The organism is Nonomuraea sp. NPDC052116 (assembly GCF_040680035.1).
GTDB lineage: Bacteria > Actinomycetota > Actinomycetes > Streptosporangiales > Streptosporangiaceae > Nonomuraea > Nonomuraea angiospora_A.
The window spans coordinates 283,194-304,025 of the sequence record NZ_JBFAWA010000011.1; the positions used below are offsets into that span (position 1 = coordinate 283,194).

At 72.2% G+C, this 20,832-nt stretch carries 18 protein-coding genes; 9 read left to right on the forward strand and 9 right to left on the reverse strand.

Features of this window, described 5'->3' with window-relative positions; translation table 11 throughout:
- Window positions 1–24: 24 nt before the first annotated feature.
- The gene (locus AB0L65_RS23515) at window positions 25–1,467 is read left to right on the forward strand and encodes a pectinesterase family protein (RefSeq protein ID WP_364248747.1); all 1,443 of its coding nucleotides are present in this window, start codon (window positions 25–27) and stop codon (window positions 1,465–1,467) included.
- Here AB0L65_RS23515 and AB0L65_RS23520 read toward each other — a convergent pair.
- From AB0L65_RS23520 to AB0L65_RS23555, 8 genes are all read right to left on the reverse strand, one after another.
- Window positions 1,464–2,189 carry a FadR/GntR family transcriptional regulator gene (locus AB0L65_RS23520; protein WP_364248749.1) on the reverse strand — a complete coding sequence of 242 codons (726 nt, stop codon included), beginning with the start codon at window positions 2,187–2,189 and terminating at the stop codon, window positions 1,464–1,466. The genes AB0L65_RS23515 and AB0L65_RS23520 overlap by 4 nt on opposite strands.
- 48 nt (window positions 2,190–2,237) lie before the next feature.
- Window positions 2,238–3,437 carry an ROK family transcriptional regulator gene (locus AB0L65_RS23525; RefSeq protein WP_364248751.1) on the reverse strand — a complete coding sequence of 400 codons (1,200 nt, stop codon included), beginning with the start codon at window positions 3,435–3,437 and terminating at the stop codon, window positions 2,238–2,240.
- 73 nt (window positions 3,438–3,510) lie between these two features.
- Window positions 3,511–4,848 carry a cellulase family glycosylhydrolase gene (locus AB0L65_RS23530; RefSeq protein WP_364248753.1) on the reverse strand — a complete coding sequence of 446 codons (1,338 nt, stop codon included), beginning with the start codon at window positions 4,846–4,848 and terminating at the stop codon, window positions 3,511–3,513.
- A 193-nt stretch (window positions 4,849–5,041) separates the two neighbouring features.
- On the reverse strand, window positions 5,042–5,230 hold the full coding sequence (locus AB0L65_RS23535) for a hypothetical protein (protein ID WP_364248755.1): 189 nt from the start codon (window positions 5,228–5,230) through the stop codon (window positions 5,042–5,044).
- A gap of 203 nt (window positions 5,231–5,433) precedes the next feature.
- A complete protein-coding gene (locus tag AB0L65_RS23540) occupies window positions 5,434–6,672 on the reverse strand; it encodes an FAD-dependent oxidoreductase (RefSeq protein WP_364248757.1) in 1,239 nt (412 codons plus the stop codon).
- Window positions 6,669–8,039, reverse strand: coding sequence for an NAD(P)/FAD-dependent oxidoreductase (locus AB0L65_RS23545; RefSeq protein WP_364248759.1), 1,371 nt, complete (start codon window positions 8,037–8,039; stop codon window positions 6,669–6,671). The genes AB0L65_RS23540 and AB0L65_RS23545 overlap by 4 nt, the downstream gene beginning before the upstream one ends.
- Window positions 8,036–9,466 (reverse strand): FGGY family carbohydrate kinase, encoded by a 1,431-nt coding sequence (locus AB0L65_RS23550; protein ID WP_364248761.1) that lies wholly within the window; start codon window positions 9,464–9,466, stop codon window positions 8,036–8,038. Before AB0L65_RS23550 ends, AB0L65_RS23545 begins: the two co-directional genes overlap by 4 nt.
- Before the next feature lie 2 nt (window positions 9,467–9,468).
- Window positions 9,469–10,965 (reverse strand): amino acid permease, encoded by a 1,497-nt coding sequence (locus AB0L65_RS23555; RefSeq protein WP_364248763.1) that lies wholly within the window; start codon window positions 10,963–10,965, stop codon window positions 9,469–9,471.
- Between the two features lie 74 nt (window positions 10,966–11,039).
- Here AB0L65_RS23555 and AB0L65_RS23560 point away from each other — a divergent pair, with 74 nt between their 5' ends.
- Complete coding sequence (locus tag AB0L65_RS23560) at window positions 11,040–11,759, forward strand: GntR family transcriptional regulator (RefSeq protein ID WP_350727581.1); 720 nt, start codon at window positions 11,040–11,042, stop codon at window positions 11,757–11,759.
- A gap of 7 nt (window positions 11,760–11,766) precedes the next feature.
- Here the strand turns inward: AB0L65_RS23560 and AB0L65_RS23565 are convergent, their stop codons facing one another.
- Window positions 11,767–11,898 carry an SDR family oxidoreductase gene (locus tag AB0L65_RS23565; RefSeq protein WP_364248765.1) on the reverse strand — a complete coding sequence of 44 codons (132 nt, stop codon included), beginning with the start codon at window positions 11,896–11,898 and terminating at the stop codon, window positions 11,767–11,769.
- Here AB0L65_RS23565 and AB0L65_RS23570 point away from each other — a divergent pair.
- The 7 genes from AB0L65_RS23570 to AB0L65_RS23600 all read left to right on the forward strand — a co-directional run bounded on the left by AB0L65_RS23570 (window position 11,897) and on the right by AB0L65_RS23600 (window position 20,793).
- Window positions 11,897–12,271 (forward strand): substrate-binding domain-containing protein, encoded by a 375-nt coding sequence (locus AB0L65_RS23570; RefSeq protein ID WP_364248767.1) that lies wholly within the window; start codon window positions 11,897–11,899, stop codon window positions 12,269–12,271. The two genes, AB0L65_RS23565 and AB0L65_RS23570, sit on opposite strands and share 2 nt — an antisense overlap.
- A 132-nt stretch (window positions 12,272–12,403) precedes the next feature.
- Entirely contained in the window at window positions 12,404–13,864 is a 1,461-nt protein-coding gene (locus AB0L65_RS23575; RefSeq protein ID WP_364248769.1) for a serine/threonine-protein kinase, read from the forward strand.
- A gap of 126 nt (window positions 13,865–13,990) precedes the next feature.
- Window positions 13,991–14,536, forward strand: coding sequence for a PadR family transcriptional regulator (locus AB0L65_RS23580; RefSeq protein ID WP_364248771.1), 546 nt, complete (start codon window positions 13,991–13,993; stop codon window positions 14,534–14,536).
- Between the two features lie 30 nt (window positions 14,537–14,566).
- Window positions 14,567–15,889 (forward strand): FAD-dependent monooxygenase, encoded by a 1,323-nt coding sequence (locus AB0L65_RS23585; protein ID WP_364248773.1) that lies wholly within the window; start codon window positions 14,567–14,569, stop codon window positions 15,887–15,889.
- A 101-nt stretch (window positions 15,890–15,990) separates the two neighbouring features.
- Entirely contained in the window at window positions 15,991–18,033 is a 2,043-nt protein-coding gene (locus tag AB0L65_RS23590; RefSeq protein ID WP_364248775.1) for a GxGYxYP domain-containing protein, read from the forward strand.
- A 142-nt stretch (window positions 18,034–18,175) separates the two neighbouring features.
- Entirely contained in the window at window positions 18,176–19,246 is a 1,071-nt protein-coding gene (locus tag AB0L65_RS23595) for a cellulose-binding domain-containing protein (protein WP_364248777.1), read from the forward strand.
- A gap of 92 nt (window positions 19,247–19,338) precedes the next feature.
- Window positions 19,339–20,793, forward strand: a complete 1,455-nt coding sequence (locus AB0L65_RS23600; RefSeq protein WP_364248779.1) for a hypothetical protein — start codon at window positions 19,339–19,341, stop codon at window positions 20,791–20,793.
- The last annotated feature ends 39 nt before the right edge of the window (window positions 20,794–20,832 follow it).

Consider the following 20,832-nt stretch of genomic DNA (forward strand, 5'->3'; position numbering starts at 1 on the left):
CCCCACCTCAGGAAAGGGCCGACCATGCGCCACGGCATCCAGGCACCGTCACGCGCCGCGAAGATCGCGGTCGTCCTGGCGATGCCCGTCACCGTCCTGACCCTCTCCACCGGAGTGAGCTCGGCCGCCGCTGCCCCGGCCGACGGCGGCGTCTACACGCTGGCGTCGGGGTCGAGCGGCAAGTGCGTCGATGTGACGGGCGCTTCGGCCGACAACGGCGCCCTGCTCGTCCAGACCGCCTGCGCCTCCTCCGCGCTCGATCAGCAGTTCAGGGCGGTGGCGCGGGGGAGCGCGTTCAATCTGGTCAACAGCGGCAGCGGCCGGTGCGTCGACGTGCCCGGGGCTTCGACGGTCTCCGGTACGCAGTTGCAGCAGTGGGGTTGCGGCGACGGCGGCAAGACCAACCAGCAGTGGACCCTCATGCCCTCGACGGCCGCGTCCGGCAAGTATCTGGTGAAGAGCGTCGCGACCGGGCTGTGCGTGAGCAACAAGGACGGCTCCACGGCGGGCAACAACCCCATCGTCCAGGAGACCTGCTCCGACGTGGCCCGCATGCAGTGGACCTTCAACTCCATCTCCGGATCGGCCACTCCGACGGTGGCGTCCGACGGCACCGGCCGCTACCGGACCGTGCAGGCGGCGATCGACGCGGTGCCGGCCGGCAACGGCAGCCAGGTGGTGATCACCATCAAGCCGGGCACCTACCGGGAGATCGTCGTCGTCAACAAGCCGTACGTGACGCTGCAGGGCCTGGGCTCGTCCCCGTCGGACACCCTCATCGTGAACAACCACTCGGCCTACACCCACGGCACCTCCGGCAGCTACACCGCGCTGATCTCGGCACGTGACGCCGCCGCCACCAACCTGACGATCTCCAACGACCTCGACGAGAGCACCGTCCCCAGCGGTGCGCAGGCCGTAGCCCTGCGGCTGGACGGCGACCGCACCACGCTGACGAACGTCCGCATCCTGGGAGACCAGGACACCTTCCTCGTCAACGACTCGGCCCGCGCGTACGTCAAGAACTCCTACGTCGAGGGGACCGTCGACTTCGTCTTCGGCGGCGGCACGATCGTCTTCCACAGTTGCGACATCTACGAGAAGCGCAGCACGGGCGGTCCCGTCACCGCGGCCAGCACGGCGGCGGCCAAGACGTACGGCTTCCTGTTCTACAAGTCGCGCATCACCGGCGCCACGAACAACACGACCACCCTCGGGCGGCCGTGGCGCCCCGACGCGCAGGTGCTCTACCGGGAGTCGACGCTGAGCGCGACGATCGCGACCGCGCAGCCCTGGACGGACATGTCATCGAATTCCTGGAAGAACGCCCGTTTCCTCGAATATCGGAACAACGGCGCCGGCGCGACCACCAACGCCAACCGCCCGCAGCTCAGCGACGCGCAGGCGGCGAACTACACCCCCCAGAAGTACCTGGCCGGCGGCGACGGCTGGAACCCCGCCGGCTAGCGCCGGTGACCGCCCTGTTCGGCGTGGATCTTCTTGGCGATGTCGACGTCCGCGATCGAGCGCTCGATGAGCGCTCGCATCGCGGTCTCGGCCGCCTTCGGGCGCTGCCGGCGGACGGCCAGCAGGACCTCGGCGTGCTTGTCGGCGGACTCGCTGGTGAGGTTCGCGTGCACGAACTGGTCGCGCAGCCGCAACCCGGCCTCGATCGCGGTCGCCATCCGGGCCATCAGCTCGTTGTGCGCCGCGCGCAACAGCGCGTGGTGGAAGGCCAGGTCGGCCTCGACCTGGTCGCCGGTCGGCCGACCGGCGGCCTCGCGCATGGCGGTCAGAGCGTCCTCGAGCGCGGCCAGGTCCCGGTCGGTACGCCGTAGCGCGGCCATGCGCGCCACCGCGGGCTCGATCGTCAGGCGCACCTCGCCCAGCTCGTCGAGGAACACCTCGTCGACCTGGGCGGCGAAGCGCCAGCGCAGCACGTCGGCGTCGAGCAGCGACCACTGCTCGCGCGGCGCGACGAACGTGCCGCGCCGGGGCCGCGCGCCCACCAGACCTTTGGCGGCGAGCACGCGCAGCGCCTCCCGCACCGCCGTCCGGCTCACCCCGAACCGCTCCTGCAGCGCCACCACGTCGAGGTCGTCGTCGGGGGCGATGACGCCGTTGACGATGGCCGTGCCGAGACTGACGACCACGCGGTCGTGGGCGCCGGCCCTTCCGATCTCCTCCATGCCGGAATCATGCCATGGCCGGACCGCCTGCAACAAAAAGTAATCATATTAATGAAGATGAGCCAGCTCCAGGACGGCCAGCTCGCCCTGCAGGACGAGCACGGCCCCGCCGATCGCGGCCGCGTCCGAGCCGCTGACCGAGGAGACCACCCGCACCGGGTGCGCGCGCCGGGCGAAGGTGCGCCGCCGCACCTCCTCCTGGACGACCGACTGGTAGATCGGGCCCGCCGCGGCGAGGCTGGGCCCGGCGAGCACGATCGTGTCGAGGTCGAACAGGCTCGCCATGGTGACGGCGGCGGTGCCCAGGTGGCGGGCGGAGCGCTCGATGAGGGTACGCGCCTCGGGGTCTCCGGCCTGCGCCGCGGTCGCGATGCGGCCGAACCCGGCCATGACGTCGGAGTCGGCGGGGTCGAGCCCCAGCCGCAGCCCGAGGCCGGATGCTTCTAGCGCCTGCCTGATCACCGCGGTGGGATCGGCGTAGTTGCCGAGGCAGCCGTAGTTGCCGCAGCCGCACGGCCCTCCGTCCAGGTCGACCGTGATGTGGCCGATCTCGACGCCGTTGGAGGAGCTGCCCCGGTAGAGCTCGCCGTCCACGACGACGCCCCCGCCGATTCCGCTGGCCATGTAGACGCAGCCGAACGCGGGCGTGTCCACCGCCCCCAGCCAGTACTCCCCGATCGCCGCGGCCGCCGCGTCGTTGTCGAGCAGCACCGGCAGGCCCAGGATCTCCGACAGGCGCGGCGCGACCGGGTATCCGAACCATTCGGCGGTCGGCTGGTGGGTCAGCAGCACGCCCGCCCGCCGGTCCTGCGGCCCGTACGTCGCCAGTCCCACCCCGAGCACCTTCCCGCGATCGACTCCGGCGGTGTCGAGCAGGGCGTTCACGCGCGAGGCCACCAGCGTGAGGCCCTGCCCGGGAGGCAGCAGGGCCGTGCCGGGGAACGAGGTCCGCGCGACCGGCCGGCCCGTCAGGTCGGCGAGGACGACGACGCAGGTGTTGCGTTCGAACAGGACGCCCACCGCGTACCGGGCCCGCGGGTTGAGCTGCAGCAGCGTCCGGGGCTTGCCGCCGGTGGACGCCCCGCGCCCGACCTCCACGACCAGCCCGTGGTCCATGAGCTCGCGGACGACCTGGGTGATGGTCGCCGGTGTGACCCCGGACTCGGCGGCGAGCTCGATCCGGCTGATGGTGCGCGCCGCCCGGATGCGGTTGAGCACGATCCCGCGGGTTCTCGGCCTACCGGCCACTCGGTCTCCCTTACTTCGGGTGCCAAAGAAAGCCGGGCCCGGGCCGGTGTGTCCGGCCCGGGCCGTCGTTCCGTCAGCGGGCGGCGCAGGACGGCGTGGGGACGCTGTTGCTGCCGTTCCACGAGCCCAGGAACCCGAAGGTCGTACTGGCTCCGGCGCCGAGGCTGCCGTTGTAGCTCATGTTGCGGGCGGTCACGTTGGATCCGCTGCTGCTGACCGTCGCGTTCCAGGCGTTGGTGACGGTCTGGCCGTTGGCGAAGGCCCACGTCACCGTCCAGCCGCTGATCGCCGAGCTGCCCGCGGTGACCCGGACCTCGGCCTGGAAGCCGCCGCCCCACTGGCCGGTCACCTGGTAGGTGGCCGAGCAGGCGCCGGAGGGAGGCGTGGGGGTGGGCGTGGGGGTTGGGGTGGGAGTGGGTGACGGGGTGCCGGACGAGCCGCCGTAGATCGTGGCCTCCTTGGCGGTCGCCTTGATGCCGTTGGCGCCGTTGAAGATCCGCTGGCCCCAGGTGGTGAGCTGGCTCGGGTTGAAGCCGGTCGCCATGTCGAGGATCGGGTCGGTGTTGCCGCTCCAGGACCAGCCGAGATAGCCGAGGCCGCGTGACTGCGCCTCGGCCAGGATCGTCTCGTGGTCGACCTCGCTGGAGCTGAAGCGCCAGCCGAACTCGCCGATGACCAGCGGCCACCCGTTCGCCTGGAAGCGGTTGAGGTAGTCGACGATGCCGGCGGCGGTGTTGAAGACGGCGTACATGTGGATCGACAGCACGGTGTTGTGCTGGGTGTCGGCGTTCAGGATCGTCTGGGCGTTGTCGCGCATGACGTACTGCCAGTCCTGGCCCCAGTTGGGGGCGTCGACCATGAGCAGGTGCTCGAAGCCGTTGCTGCGCATCTTCTTGATCGCGTTCGCGGTGGCGGCGGTCCACTGGGCGGCGTTGGTGTTGCCGATCGGCTCGTTGCCGATGTTGATGACGACGTAGTTCTCCTGGCCGACGAGCGCGCTCTTCTGGCTGATCCAGTAGTCGGCCGCCTCGTCGAGCGAGGCGGCGGCGCCCTCCTCGCCGTAGCCGGTGGTGTCGTGCACCTCCAGCACGCAGATCAGCTTGTTCTGCTTGCACAGGGAGATGACGTTGGCGACGTCGGTGGACGGGCCCCACCGTTTGCCGCTGCCGAGCACGACGCGCACGGTGTTGGCGCCGAGCGCCTTGATGTTGGCGAACGAGCCGGTCTGGCTGGTGTACCAGACGTGGGGGTGATTGACGCCCCGCATGATGAATTCCCGGCCGTTGGCCTCGACGATCTTCGTGCCGCTGACGTGCAGGCCCGCGGCCGCGGACGCGGACTGGACGTACACCAAGACCGACGCGACGGCCGCGAGCACGGCGGCGCCGAGGGCGAGAAGCCTTCTTCTCATGACCTACCTCGTGGTCGGGCCCCGGCCATCCGGGGCGGAAGCGCCCCACACGCTATAGAGCCGCCGAAGGCCGGAGAAGCAGGGGAGATCACGCCCGGCCCGCGCGAACTGCCGATCCATGCCCCTGCCTGCGGCGACCGGCCCGGGGGAGGTGAGGGATCACCTGAAAGTTTCAGCCGTTAAATAAGTCTGCTCACGACAGGGCCGCGCGGGGCAGCCCTGGGATGACCGAGAGGAAGAACTCGCGGATGGCGGATTCGACCTTCACGGAGTCGCGGTCGAAGAGCCACTGCGCCTGCAGGCCGTTGATGAGGGAGATGGTCATGGTGGCCAGCGTCTCGGGGTCGATCGCCGGGCGCAGCCCGTCGCGGAGTGGGGACACCGGGAGCCGACCTTCGGGCTCATCGCCGTCGACCGCACGACGTTCGAGCGCCACCCCAAGCCGAGCCTGGCCTGGCTGGGCGGGGTCGCCCGCCGAGGGGAGATCTGATGCTGAAGCCGCGCTCCACCCCCACCCGCGAGCTGGTCGGCCTCGACGGGCTCTGGCGGTTCGCGCTCGCCGGCCGCAAACCACAGGGATAGCGGTCACTCCAAGGCCAGGTGCACCGGGCCGCCCGTGGGGTCGGCGTCCGCCACGAGGGAGTAGGGGACGCGGAAGACGCGGCCGGGAGCGGCCGGCCACGGAAGCCGGGCACGGCCGAGGACGCGTCCGTCCTGGGTGGCGGTGACCCGCGGAAGCGTCCGGAAGGCGTCCGCCCAGAGCAGGAGCCTGCCACGGGAGGGCGGCGGCCCGCCGGGGCGGACGAGCTGCGGCGCGACCCAGCGCAGAGGAGCCTCGGCCACCAGCGGCACCCCGCCGGCGGGGGCGGGGCTCCCGGCCAGGTGCCGCAGGACGGCCGCGGCCACGTGGCGGCCGTCGAGCGCGGCGACGTCGGCGGTGTCGACCGGGTGCAGGAGGTTCCCGGCCGCGAACACCCCGGGCAGGCTCGTGGCCAGGGAGGTGTCCACACGCGGCCCGAGCGTGGCCGCGTCCATCTCCAGGCCGCCCGTACGGGCCAGCTCGTGGTCGGGGATCCAGTCGCCGGTGGTGATCACCGTGTCGCAGGGGACGCGGCGGCGTCGCCCGGTGCCGAGGTCCTCGATGTCGACCGAGGTCACGCGGCCCTTGCCGTTGACGGCGACGACCCGGGTGCGGGCCCGGACGAGCACGCCGAAGGCCAGCCGTCCCGGGAGGTGGAAGGCCGCGTAGGCCTCGGGCCGGTCGTACTCGCTGGTCATCAGCACCGTGCGGCAGCCCGCCTCGCGCAGGGTCAGGACCGCCGACCAGCTGACCAGCTCGGCGCCGACGACCACGGCGCGCCGCCCGACCTCGCGGTGGTGCAGGTGGACGAGGTTCTGCAACTGGCCGGTGGTGTAGACGCCGTCGGGACGGTCGCCGGGGATGAGCCGGGCCGGGCGGGGCCGCTCCCGGGCGCCGGTCGCCAGGACCACCGCGTCGGCCTGGACGAGGCGGCGGCCGTTCGGCGAGGTCACCTCCAGGGTCCGCGGTCCGGCCCAGCCGGTGACCATGGCCTCGGTCTCCAGCCGGGCTCCGGCGTCGCGGGCGTGGCGGGTCAGCTGGCGCGCGTACGCGGGTCCGGAGATGAACCTGCGCAGGTCGCGCAGGCCGTAGCCGGGGTGGTCGCTGTGCCGGGGGATGCCGCCGGTCTCCGGCTCGCGTTCCAGGACCAGGACGTCGCCGTCCACGGACGGGGCGAGCGTGGCGGCGGCGGTGAGCCCGGCCGGACCTCCGCCGATCACGGCCACCCGTACCCGCTCGTTCATTCCGTTCCCCCTTCGAAGATCTCGCGTACCCGGGCCCCGCAGTAGAAGCCCTGGCAGCGTCCGTTCATGGCTCTGGTGCGGCGGCGCAGGCCCTCCACCCCGGCCGGCGGGATCACCGACGCCAGGGCGTCGCGGATCTCGCCCTTCGTCACCCGCTCGCAGAAGCACACGACCCGGCCGTACTCGGGGTCGGCGGCGATCGCGGCGGCGTCCTGGTAGGGGCGCGGGAAGGCCTCGCCCAGGTTGGGCATGCGGGGCGGCGCGGGCAGCGCGGTGCGCTCGGCCAGGTCGAGGTGGCCCTTGAGCAGGTCCGCGACGTGCTCGGCGATCGCCATGCCGGCGGTCAGGCCGGTGGAGCGGATGCCGCCGACCAGGAGATAGCGCTGCCCGGCGTCGAGGTCGATCAGGTAGTCGTCGCGTCCGATCGAGGCGCGCAGGCCCGCGTAGGTCGCGGTGACCTCCTCCGCCATCAGCCGGGGCATGAGCTCCGCGCCCTTCTCGCGCAGGAACTCCAGCCCCGCCTCGGAGGTGCCGGTGGCGGTCCGGTCCGTCAGGTCCTCGGCGGTCGGGCCGACCATGACGTTGCCGTAGATGGTGGGGCTGACGAGCACGCCCTTGCCCGCCGACGACGGCACCGGCAGCACGATGCAGGGCGCCAGCGGCCGGGCGAGCTTGTCGAAGACCAGCAGCTCGCCGCGGCGCGGCGTGACGGTGAAGCGGTCGTGGCCGAAGAGGGCGTCGAGCGCGTCGGCGCCGAGCCCGGCGGCGTTGATCACCCACCGGGCGGAGAGCTCGCCCCCCGTGGTGACCAGCCGGGTGGCGTCCGGCCCGGGGTGGACCGCGGTGACGCGGTGGCCGCGCAGCAGCGTCACGCCGCGGTTGACGGCGTCGGTGGCCAGGGCGAGGTTCGTGGTCCAGGTGCAGATGATGGACTCGCCGGGCACCGTCAGCCCGCCGAGCGCGCCCGCGCCGAGGGCGGGGACCCTGCGGTAGACCTCGGCGGCGTCGACGATCTCGCAGGCGGTGTAGCCGTTGCGCTCGGCCTTGGCCCGCAGCTCGGGCAGGGCGTCGAGCTGTTCCGGCGTCCAGGCCACGAGCAGCGCCCCGGTGCGCTCGACCGGGATGCCGGTGGCCTCGGCGTACCGGCCGAGCAGGTCGTAGCCGCGGGCGACCAGGCGGGACTCCAGGGTGCCGGGCTTGGCGTCGAAGCCGGTGTGCAGGATGGCGGTGTTGGCCTTGCTGGTGCCGTCGCCCACGTCGTCGCGCGCCTCCACCAGCGCCACCGACAGCGCGGTGCCGCCCAGCAGGCGCGCGATGGCCGCGCCGACGATGCCGCCGCCGATCACGGCCACGTCGTAGGTGTTCACGAGTTCTCCTTCGACGACAGAGTGGCCCGGGCGGCGGCCTGCCACCGCTCCAGGTACGCGGCGGCCCGGTCCGCGGGCCAGACGGGCTCGTAGACGGCCGACGGCCGCCAGCCGCCGACCGCCGCGGCGGCGTCCAGGGCCGGGTCGAGGGCCATCAGCGCGCAGGCGGCGGCGCCGAGCGGGGTCGCGTGCGGCGACGGGTAGACCTCCACGGGGAGCTGGGCGAGGTCGGCCTGCGCCTGCATGAGGACGCGCGAGCGGGTCAGGCCGCCGTCCACGCGCAGCCGGGACAGCGGCGCGCCGAGATCCGCCCCCACCAGCGCGGTCAGCTCGGCGACCTGCGCGGCGATCCCCTCCAGCAGCGCCCGTACGAGGTGCCCGCGGCCGGTGCTGAGCGTCATGCCGGTGAACGAGGCGGTGGCGCCGGCGTCCCACCACGGCGCGGCCAGCCCGGCTAGCGCGGGCACGCACAGCACGCCGTCGCCGGAGGGCGCCGCGACGGCGTCGAGCTGGTCCGCGCCGGAAATGAGGCCGAGGTCGGCGAGCCAGCGCACGGCCGAGGCCGCGGTGTAGACCTGGCCGTCCACGCAGTAGCGCGTCTCGCCGCGCAGCCGCCAGGCGATCGAGGTGGCCAGGCCCGATACCGAGCGCGCCGGGGACGTCCCGAGCTGGGCGAGCAGGAAGGCGCCCGTGCCGTACGTGCACTTGGCGGTGCCCGCCTCCAGGCACGCCTCGGCCAGCAGCGCGGCCTGCTGATCGACGATCAGCCCGGTCACCGGGACCTCCGGGCCGAAAGCGGTGGTCGTGCCGACGACGGCGTCACCGGCGACGATCTCGGGGAGCCGTTCGGAGCCGAGCCCGAACAGCTCCAGCAGCTCGCCGTTCCACCGCGCGTCCTCCAGCCCGAGCAGGAGGGAGCGGCTGGCGGTGGAGGCGTCGGTGACGAACGCGCCGCACAGCCGGTGCACCAGCCAGGTGTCGGTGGTCGTCACGACGCCCTCGGTGGTCAGCTCCTCGCGGATCCAGCGCATCTTCGGCGCCGAGAAGTACGGGTCGAGCACGAGGCCGGTCAGCGCGGCCACCCGGCCGGCATGCCCGGCCCGCGCGGCGCACAGCGGCTCGGCACGGCGGTCCTGCCAGACGATGGCGGGCGTGAGCGGCTCGCCGGTGACGGGATCCCAGGCCAGCACGGTCTCGCCCTGGTTGGCCAGGGCGACCGCGTCCAGCGGCACGCCCGCCGCGGCGGCCGCGCGCCGCCCGGCGGTCAGAACGGAGTCGAGCAGGGCACGCGGGTCCTGCTCGACTCCGCCGCCCTCCAGGTAACGCGGGCGCAGGGCCTCCTCGGCGATCGCCAGGACGGCGCCACCGGCGTCCACGACGATGGCCTTGGTCCCTGACGTGCCCTGGTCGATCGCGAGGACGTGCATCGTCAGATCTGCTCCTTCTGCGCGAAAGCGCCGTCGATCGAGTGCATGTCGGGCATGTCCAGCGCCCGGCGGCCACGGGTCGCCAGCAGCGTCACGAGGTAGGCGGCGCCGATCACGACCATCACCAGAACGTAGAGCCAGGCGTCGCGGAAGGAGGCATCGCGGAAGAGGGACAGCTCGAACACCAGCCACACGACCGACACCGCCAGGACGGGCTTCTCCCAGGCGCCGAGGTCGAACTTGCCGTTGGCCGGCAGGTGCCGCCGCTTGGCGAGGTAGAGCGCGACGGTCGCGGCGTAGATGACGGCCGGCAGCAGCGTGGCCGCGCCGAACAGGGTGAACAGCGCGTCCTCCGAGAAGGCCGAGAACAGGCCCAGGATCACCTCGGCGAGCACCACGTAGAACACCGTCGCCCGCAGCGGGGTGCCGAAGCGCGGCGAGACCCGCTGCCAGTGCCGCCAGCCCGGGAACCGCTCGTCGCGGGACATCGCCCAGGTCAGGCGGGTGCCGGTCATCATGATGACCAGGCCGCAGGCGAAGATCGCCAGCACGACCAGCAGCAGCAGGAGCGTGGCGACGACCGGCCCGAGGGTCTGCTTGATGACGTCGGCGATCGGGGTGCCGGACGCCGCGAGCGCCACCGGGTCGCCGGCCGCGAGCGTGACCGCGACCAGGAACAGGAAGCCCAGGACGCCGGAGGCCAGGACCGCCTGCCACATGGCCCGCGGGACCACCCGCTCGGGGTCGGTGGTCTCCTCGGCGAGGTTGGCCGCCGACTCGAACCCGACGATGGTGAACGCGCCGAGCAGGAAGCCCAGCACCCACGGCCCGGCCGAGGTCAGGTCGCCGAAGCTCCAGTATCCCTCGGCGGGCACGGCGCCCCGGCTCCACAGGTTGCCGAAGTCCATGTCGTTGCGGACCGCGGCCACGACGAGCAGCAGCACGGTCAGCAGCACCATGCCGGCCAGCTCGGCCGACACGGCGGTGTTGTTGACCTTCTCGGACCACCGGGTGGAGCCGCCGACGAGCGCGGCCTGACCGAGCAGGATCACCGCGGTGACCGCCCAGGTGATGCCGCCGCTCGCCGTGTAGTCCAGCAGGACGGGCAGGACCGTCGAGGCCACCGTGTAGTCCACGGCCACGACGACGACGGCCAGGAACATGAACGAGATCCAGCCGATGATCCACCCGAGCACCGGGTTGGCCAGGCGGGAGGTCCACTGGTAGGCGTACCCGGTCACCGGGATCCGGGAGGCCAGCGAGCCGATGACGAACGCCACCGCGAGCTGGCCGACCACCGCGATCGGCCAGGTCCAGATGCCGAGCGGCCCGGAGGAGCTCAGCACCGACCCGTAGGTGGTGAAGATGCCGGTCGCGATCGAGACGAACGCGAAGGCCACGGCGAACGAGGCGAACCTGCCGGTCCGCCGCTCGAAGGACTGTTCGTAGCCGAACCGGGCCAGCTCGGCGCTGTCGGTACGCGCTGTGTGGTCTCTCATCGCAACCTCCCTCTTGGTATATACCATGTGGTGTAGACCGCAAGGTATCGTCCAAGTGGGCTAGGGTGTCAAGCATGGGTTCACCCCGTTACGTGACGATCGCCGCGGAGCTGCGTGACCGGATCACCGGCGAGAAGCTCGGCCCGCACACCCTCATGCCGTCGGAACGGGAGCTCAGCGAGACGTTCGGCGTCAGCCGGATGACCGCCCGGCAGGCCCTGGCGCTGCTGGAGAAGGAGGGATACGTCTACCGGCGGCCGCCGCGGGGCACGTTCGTGGCCGAACCGCGGGTGCCGTTCCACATCGGCAGTTTCTCCGACGAGATCATCCTGGCCGGGCGGCGGCCGTCGGCGCAGCTCATCTGGGCCGAGGAGCGCCCCCCGACGCCTTCGGCCCGGGAGGCGCTCGACCTGGCCGGCGACGAGACCGTGCACGCTCTGCACCGGCTGCGCTTCGCCGACGACGAGCCGATCGCGCTGGAGACCACCTACTTCCCCAGCGCGATCACGCCCGGCCTGCTGGAGCGGCCCCTCACCGGCTCGCTCTGGCACATCCTGCGTGCCCACTATCGCGTCGTGCCGGCCGACGCCTCCGCCGTCATCGAGTCCATCGTCATCGACGACGCCTCCTGCGCCCGGCTGCAGGTCCGCAGCGCCTCCAGCGGGATCCTCCTGACCCGCCGCACCTACACGGCCGAGGGGCGCTGCATCGAGTTCGCGCGCGACGTGTACCGGGCCGACCGCGCGTCGTTCAAGGTGGAGGCGCGGATCCCGGTACCCGTCGAAGGCGGCTGAACGCGCGTCAGGCGGTGTCGCCGCCGTCGGCCGGCAGCGTGCTGCCGGTCATGAAGGCGGACAGGTCGGACGCGCAGAACAGGACGACGCGCGCGATGTCGTCGGGGACGCCGATCCGGCCGATCGGGCCGTTCAGCATGAGGTCGGTCGGCGGGAGGTCGCCGGCCGCGCTCGACACCAAGCTCGACGGCGCCGCCATGGCCCGCGCCGCCAGGCGCTGGCGGCGAGAGTCCGTGACCGCCGTGTGCGCCTACAACGACGAGGTCGCGATCGCCCTCCTCATGGGCATGCGCCGGGCCGGGCTCGCCGCCCCCGGCGATCTGGCGGTCATCGGCACCGACGACATCCCCCTCGCCCAGGCGGCCGACCCGCCGCTCAGCACGATCGCCTTCGACCTGGAGAAGGTGGGCCGCTCCCTGGCCGACGCGGTCGTGGCCAACCTGTCGGGCCGCAAGCCCCGCCTGACGCCGGCCTCGCTGTCCCCGCACGTCATTCACCGCGCCTCCACCTGAAACCTCCGGGAGCGCCGCGCTCGGGCCGATCTTCGCTTACTGTGCATCTCGGGGAAACGCTGCGGGAGAATGGCCGGGCCAGCGCGCACGGAAGCGCGGCGTACCGGGGGAAAACGGAGGATGACGTCGGGAATGAGCACGCAGACGCACGAGCATCTCGGCCCGTACCGGGTGCTCGGGAAGATCGGTGAGGGCGGCATGGGGGTGGCCCACCTCGGTCTGGACGGCGCGGGCCGCGAGGTCGCGATCAAGGTGCTGCACCCGCACGTGGCCGCCGATCTCAAGTCGCGTGACCGGCTGCTCCGCGAGGTGGAGACGATGCGGCGGGTGCGCAGCCGCTACGTGGCCGAGGTGATCGACGCCGAGCTGGCGGGCAACCGGCCCTACGTGGTGACCCGTTTCGCCGCGGGCCGCACGCTGGAGGACACCGTGCTGGCCGACGGCCCGCTGGAGGCGCGCGAGGTCGTCAAGCTCGCCCATGGGCTGTGCCAGGCGCTGGTGGACATCCACGCGGCCGACGTGATCCATCGCGACCTCAAGCCGTCCAACGTCATGCTGGTCGACGGCGAGCCGCTGGTCATCGACTTCGGCATCGCGCATCTGGTGGACGCGGCCCGGCTGACGCAGACCGGGATGTTCGTCGGCACGCCGGGCTACCTGGCGCCGGAGATCATCCGTGACTCGCAGATCACCCAGGCGGCCGACGTGCACGCGCTGGCCTCGACGGTGTTCTTCGCGGCCACGGGGCTGCCGCCGTTCGGGACGGGGACGTTCGAGGCGATCTGCTTCAACACCATGGAAGGGCGGGCGCAGATCGACAAGGCGCCGGCGTGGCTGCGGGGCTGGCTGAGCCGGGCGATGCAGGTCGATCCGGCGGCGCGGCCCGGCGCGGGGGAGCTGCTGCGGCTGGCCAGGGCCCTCGATCCGGCGGGCCGCCCGGACAGGACCAAGCGGATCGCGAGCGGCACGCTGACCATGGACATCGTCGCCGACCTGCTCCCGCCGGTCGAGTACGCCCCGAGCCGCCAGGAGGAGCGGCCGCCGCCCTACGTGCCCGCCCCGGCTCCGACCGTCCACGACGACCGGCCGCGGGAGCCCCGCCCGGCCCCGCCGCCCGCGGAGCCCTTCGAGCTCAAGCGCTTCCTGGCCGGCAGCGGGTTCGTCGGGGTGCTGGTGCTCGTGACGCTGGTGGCGGCGACCGTCGTCATGCCGGTCGCCGTGGGTCTGGTGGCGGCGGCCCTCTCGCTGGCGTTGCGCGCCGGCGATCACTTCCTCGCTGAGACCCGGCCGCCGTTCGGCAGGGCCGCGCTCGTCGCGGTGGGCCACCTGTTCCTGTCGCTGGCGTTCGGCACCGTCGTCGCGAGCCTCCTGCACTTGTCCGGCCGGTTGAGCGCCAGCCACGCGGAGTCCCTGGCCGCCGGCGCGTTCACGCTGGGGCTGTTCGTGCTGCCCGGCGCGGGCGTGGTGCGGCAGGTCGCCGCGCGCACCCTCGCCCGCCTGCTGCCCGGCCGCAACGCGACCGTGGTGACGGTGGCCGTGATGGGACCGGTCGCGCTGACCTCGGTGATCGTGGCCCTGGTCCAGGGGCTGTAGGGACGGACCGCCCGGTCGGCGGCGGTCGCAGGGGGCGGTGGGCGATCAGGTCGCCCGCCGCCTTCGGGCTCGCGCCTGCCGCCGGCGGACTTGCGTCGCGGCGGGTGCTCGTGTTTGAGTACTCATATGCGAGCAACACGCCTTTTCATTCTCGGCGCCCTGGCCGACGGCGGCCCCATGCACGGGCACAAGATCCGGGCCGCCGCTCAGCTGGACCGGGTGGAGCTGTGGGCGGACGTCAAGCCCGGCTCGTTGTACGGCGCGCTGCGCCGGATGGCGGACGAAGGCGTCGTCGAGGTGGTCCGCACCGAGCAGGAAGGCAATCTGCCCGCCCGCACGGTCTACGGCATCACCGGCAAGGGCCGGACCGAGCTGGTCTCGCTGATCAGGTCCGTCCTCGAGGACACGAAGTTCCGGCCGGACGCGATCCAGCTCGTGCTCCTGCACAGCGGCGAGATCGGCCCCGACGAGCTGCGCACGGCCGTCCAGCGACGGCGGGACGCCTTCGCCGCGCAGCTCGACTTCTGGCGCAACCTGCGCGTCGAGGCCGACCCGCACCTGACCAGGTTGGAGGCCGTCGCCTTCGACTACACCCTGATGCAGCTCGAGATGGAGCTGACCTGGCACGACCGCCTGCTCGCGGAGCTCGCGAACCCCGCCGGGCAGCCCTGACGCGCCCGCTACCAGAAAGGTGAGAAACTCATGCCCCCTCGGCGTTTGCACGTCGCCGTCATCGGCGGCGGGATCGGCGGGCTCTGCCTGGCGCAGGGCCTGAAGCGAGCCGGCGTGGCGGTCACCGTGTACGAACGGGACCGCACGGCCGACTCGCGCCTCCAGGGCTTCCGGCTGAACATCGATCCGTCCGGGAGCGTCGCGCTGCACGCCTGCCTGCCACCCGCCCTGTGGGAGGTGCTGGTGGCCACCGCGGGCGACCCGGGGCCCGGGATCGGCTTCCTCGACGAACGGATGCGCACGCTCGTCCGCATCGGCCAGGACGGCCCTGACCGGGACCCGCTGGATCCCGCGACCGGCCGGCACGCGGTCAGCCGCATCACCCTGCGCAAGCTGCTGCTGGCCGGCCTGGACGACGTCGTCCGCTTCGGCAAGGAGTTCACCGGCTTCGCCCGGGCGGACGACGGGACGGTCACGGCGAAGTTCGCCGACGGCACCGCCGCGACCGCCGACGTGCTCGTCGCGGCCGACGGCGTCAACTCCCGGGTGTGGGCGCAGCTCCATCCCGCGGCCGGCCGCACCACGCTGCCGGCGACGGCCGTGGCCGGCAAGCTCTTCCTCACGGAGGACAACCGGCGATGGCTGCCGGAGCGGCTGCTCGCCGGCATGAATGTCTTCTGGCCACGCCGGGACTTCCTGTTCACCGCGATCTTCCGCAGGCGCGAGGACCCCGCGGCGATCACCGCCCGGCTCGGCGACCGGGTGCGCGCGCTCGGGCTGGAGCCGGAGCGGCTGCTGGCGGACGCGCACGACGACGACTACGTGCTGTGGGCGTTCATCGCGCACCGGGACTCCCTCCCGGCCGACTTCACGCCGCAGGCCCAGGCCGACCCGGCCGCGGTACGGGAGATGCTGGCCCGGCGGACCGCCGGCTGGCATCCCGACCTGCGCCGGCTGCTCGCCGACTCGACCCCGGACACCCTCTACCAGACCGAGTTCAGCGCCGCCGCGCCGCTCCGACCGTGGGAGACGGGCAACGTCACCGGGCTCGGGGACGCCGTCCACCACATGCCCCCGGTCGGCGGGCTCGGCGGCAACGCGGCGCTGCGCGACGCGCACCGGCTCTGCGCCGCGCTCACCGCGGCCGACCGCGGCGAGCAGCCGTTGCCGCAGGCGTTGCGCGCCTACGAGGCGGACATGCTGCGCCACGGGTTCGACAGCGTCCGCGAGGTCGTCCGCAACACCGACGCCGCGCTCGAGCGCAGCCCGCTGAAGCGGTCGGCGACCCGGTGGTTCTTCCGCGCCTGCGGGGCCGTCCCGCCGCTCGGGCGGGCGGTGTTCGGGGAGCGCTGAGGTGGTTTACACCATGGACAACATCACGTCACGTTGTTACGTTCGAGGGCAGTTGACAGCGGTGTCAATCCTTGTCCCCCCACGAGGAGCGGAGATCGTCGATGGTGTCACGACGCAGTTTCCTGCGGGCGAACGGCGTGGTCCTGGCGGCCGGCGGCCTCGGCCTCACCTTCCAGGACCCCGCCGCCGCGCGAACCCTCCCCACCGGCCAGGGCCCCGTCGCGGCGCGAACCCTCCCCACCTTCCTGCCGAACTTCGGCCGTCCCACCCACCTCGACTTCGCCGACCTCACCACCCTCCACGGCGACGACCAGCTGCTCCTGACCACCCTCCAGGGTGTCGTCAACCGCCGCCGGCCGCGCCTCTACTTCAACTACGACGCCGCCGGACACGACCAGCGCTGGCTGTCCAGCACCGGCGCGGCGGTCACCCGTCACGACCGCCCCCTCGACCTGGTCGCCCGCTACCGCGGAGAGGTGCGCGGGGCGATCCTGCACGACCCGGACGTCCCCGACTCCGTCAACGTCGCCACCACCTTGGCCGGTCTCGAGGACGCCGTCGCCGCGACCGCCGAGCAGGCCGCCGCGTACGGCCTGCGTACCGTCGTGGACCTGCGCGGCCGCTTCGACCCCGCCGACGTCCTGGCCACGTACCGCTGGCAGCTCGACCACCTGTTCCCGCGCTGCACCCACGCCCTGCTCGCCGGGCTCCCGCCCACCAGGACCGTGCGGGTGGACGGCGTGCGGTGGCGCGAGCTCGCGCGGGAGACCGAGCGCGTCCGCGACTCCTCCAACCGGGCGGTGCGCACGTTCGACCTGAGCCAGGAGCTGCCGACCGCCCAGGACGGCGTCTACCTGCGCTTCCAGGACTCGCTCGGCGACGACGGCTGGGGCGCTTCCGTGGGCTCGGTGAAGGTGACCGCGGACGGGACGCAGATCGCGGCGTTCACCCCCGGCACGGAGGCCGAGGCCCCCTACCTCTTCGACGGCCTCAACTCCGCCATCGGCGGCGACGACAACCGTTTCGCCGACGGCGGCAACTACTTCATCTACCGCTTCACCGCCCCGGCCGGGGCCCGGCAACTGCTGGTCGAGGTGGACCTGTGGAACCAGTACCTGGTCATGGCCGCGACGACCGCGCCCACCCGGGTCGAGCCGTTCCCCTACTTCCGCGACTACGCGGTGGCCACCCGGGCCATGGTCTTCTGGCTGCCGCCCAGCGGCGCCACCGGTGAGCTGCTCGACGAGATCTTCGGCCGGGTGGAGCCCGCCACGCCGTACGCGGGCTGGTTCTCCAACGACGTGGCGGGCGAGTGGGGCGGGGTCGACCGGGCCTCGCAGCACGGCGTCGAGGTGGTCCCCGCCGACTACTACATGAACGCCACCGTCCACGCCGGGGTCTCCGCCAGGATCTCCGATCGGGTACGCCCGCGACCGCCGGCCAGGTTACGCGCTCGCGTCTATCTGACGCTCACGGTCGGCGAGGGCGACAACATCCAGTACTGCCAGCGCCGGATGCGCGAGATCTGGGACGACCCCAAGCGCGGTGGCGTGCCGGTCAACTGGACGGTCAGCCCGCTGCTGGCCGACATCGGGCCCGCGCTGCTGGCGTACTACCAGCGCACGGCCACCGCCAACGACCTGCTCGTGGCCGGCCCGTCCGGCGCCGGCTACACCTACCCGGGGTCCTGGCCGACGGCGGCACTGGCCGCGTACACGCGGCTCACCGGCCGATTCCTGCGCCGTACCGGCATGGATCTCGTCTACGCCTACAACCACCGCAGGCCCGAGGGCGACGGCTGGGTGGCCTTCGACGAGCGCGTCGTCGCCGCCTACGGGCGCGACACCCCGGTGCGCGGCATCATCCAGTCGTGGGAGACCGGCGACCTGCTGATCCACCCGGCGGGCCTGCCCGTGATCGGGAACTTCTCGCCGCAGGGCAAGGCGCGGGAGTACCGGGACACGCTGGTGCGGCGGATCGAGGGATGGGACGGGGGAGCGCCGCTGTTCATCGCCGGCGCGGTCAACGCCTGGAACTGGACGCCGGCCGACATCGCCGAGCTCGCGGGCCTCCTGGGGGATCCGTTCGAGATCGTCCGCGGCGACACGTTCTTCGCGCTGCTGCGCGAACATCTGTCGGCCTGAAACTTTCAGAGTCCCAAAAGCATTTCCCCACGTCCGTAGCAGCCTCCCGCCGACGTTCATTGACAGGCTCGGTATGGATCATCACCGTACTCGTTGTTAAGGTTCACATTTTTCGGGCTCCCCCCTCACACGGAGAAAGCGGATGCACTTACGAGGATTACGCAGGGGCCTCATCGCCGGAGTCCTGGCCGTCTGCATGGCCGGTGCCGCGGTGGCGAGCACGATCACGGCGCACGCGGCCGCGGCCGGTTGCCAGGTCACCTACACCCTGGGCTCGCAGTGGGCCGGCGGCTTCAGCGCCAACGTCGCGATCAAGAACCTCGGTGATCCACTCACGAGCTGGACCCTGCGCTGGAGCTTCGCCGCCTCGCAGACGGTCAGCCAGGCCTGGAACGCCGTCGTGACGCAGAGCGGCAGCGCGGTGACCGCCGCCAACGCCGGCTGGAACGGCTCCCTGCCGACGAACGGCAGCGCCTCGTTCGGGTTCAACGGTACGTGGAACAACTCCACCAACCCGGTGCCGGCCAGTTTCACCCTCAACGGCGTCACCTGCACGGGCACGGTGACCCCCACCCCCACCGTGACTCCCACGGTGACCCCGACCGTGACCCCGACGTCGGGCCCGCCGCCGTCGCGGACCGTGCGGGTCTACTGGCTCAAGCCTTCGGACGTGGCCTACGACCAGCGCTACCCGGACGGCATCGCGAAGGTCATGCAGGAGGCGCAGCGCTTCTTCAAGCAGCAGCTGGGCAAGACGTTCACGCTGAACAACCCGGTCGTCGAGGTCGTCAACGGCGACCAGCCGCGGACCTGGTACGAGAACACCCCGAACTGCGGCGAGAAGTACTGGTGGACGGTGTGCAACATGCAGGCCGAGCTGCGCCGTAAGCTCGGACTCGGGGCGCCGGACAACCGCTGGGTCAACGTCGGCGAGATCAGCGCCGAAGGCGACGGCGCCGGTGGCGGCGGCGGCAACGGATGGGTGATCCTCAGCGGACACGACGCCGACGGCGCCGCGGGGATCAACGGCGCGATGAACCGGTGGTACGGCGGAATGGTGCACGAGCTGGGGCACGCGTTCGGCCTGCCCGACGCCACCTCCACCGACGGGACGTGCATGTCGGCGACCTTCTACTCCTACCCGAACTGCATCTTCAACCAGACACAGAAGAACGGCATGCTGAACGGCCCCTACGGCAGCTTCCTCACCTGACCGGCGATGGGCGGCGTGATCAACGATCACGCCGCCCATCGGCGCGCTCCGATCGCCGGCCTGGTCCGCACGAAGCTCACTAGCATTCGGCCATGATCTTCGATCTCATAGGACTCCCGATCATTGCCGTGATCACGAGCATTCCGGCGCTGCTCGCGACCGCTTCCGTCCCCTTCGCGGTGCTGTCCGCCCCACCGGATCGCCATGCGCGCATACGCCGGCGCTACGTGGCCGGGGGATTCTTCCTGTCGTTCTTCGGCGTCTGGATGATGGGGTTCGGCGCGTGGGCGGCCCGTGAAGACACGCGCTACGGCATCATCGACTGGGCCACGATCACGCTGGCGACCCTCGCGGGTGGAGGGCTGCTCGTTTTCGGGTTGGGCCCGTTCGCCGCGTGGTCGCTGGAGATCCTCGGCCGATACGCGGAACGGCTGCCGCTGCCCGTTCGCCTGGCGGCCCGCGACCTGGCCGGTCGCCGGGCCACCACGGCTCCCGCGATCACGCTGACGATGTTGGCGACGGCCTTCGGGATCGCGTTGACGATCATCGCGGTCGGCTTCACGGCGCAGCTCAGGGCCGAATACGTGCCCCGGGCCCGGCCCGGGACCCTCCTGGTGGGGCACTTCCCGGCGGAGCACGTGGGGACCGTGCGCGCGGCGATCCAGCGGGAGTTACCCGGAGTGCCCATCACGCAGAGTGAGACCCCCGGTGAGGACCGGTACTTCGACGCGCGGGCCAAGAACGTGTACCTGACGGAAGAGTCCATGTACTCATCCGAGGTCATCGGCGACGAGACGTTGCTTCGGTATCTCACCGGCGACCGGTCGACGCCTTACGACGAGGGCACGGCCGTGGTGATCACGGCCGCCGACGTGAAAGTCGACTCGGTCAACCTGATCGGGATGGACGAACCGCAGAAGATCAAGACCATTCCGGCGATCGTCGCCAGAACCGCCGACCCCCAGATGGAGACGATCTTCGTCCCGGCGAAGCTCGTGCGGGACCTCGGCTACCGGCTGGAGCCGGAAGAGCTGATCGTGGACCCCTCCCTCCGCCGGATCTCGGCGGGCGAGCAGGAACGGCTCGACGGTCGCCTGGGCGGCGTCGCGGACACCTACGTCGAGCGGGGATACCAGCCTTCGACCGGCTGGATGATCGTCGCCGCGGCGGCGCTCCTCGTCGCGCTCGGCTGCGCCTGCGCCGCCGGGGGCGGCAAGGCCACGAGTTCGCGACCTGGGCGGGTGCTGAGGCGGGCCGGTGGCGGATCGGCCGCGACCTTCCGGTGGTTCGGCGCCTCCCGCGCCGGGCTGAGCGCGCTGTGCGGAACGGTGCTGGGCGCGGTCGCCGGGTGCCCCATCGGGATGTTGCTGATGTGGCCGTTGACGGCGACGACCTCGTGGGATTCGCCGCCGCGGGTGTCCTTCGAAACCCCGTGGCCGACGATCGCGGCCGTGGTCGTCGCGCTGCCCGTCCTCGCCGCCGCTCTCGGCGGGCTCTTCGCGCGCGAGCCGGCCGGCAGCGCGCCAGGCCCCGAAAAGGCCCCTTGACGAGCCCTTTCACGACCGTCGGACGCCGGGTCGTTGGCC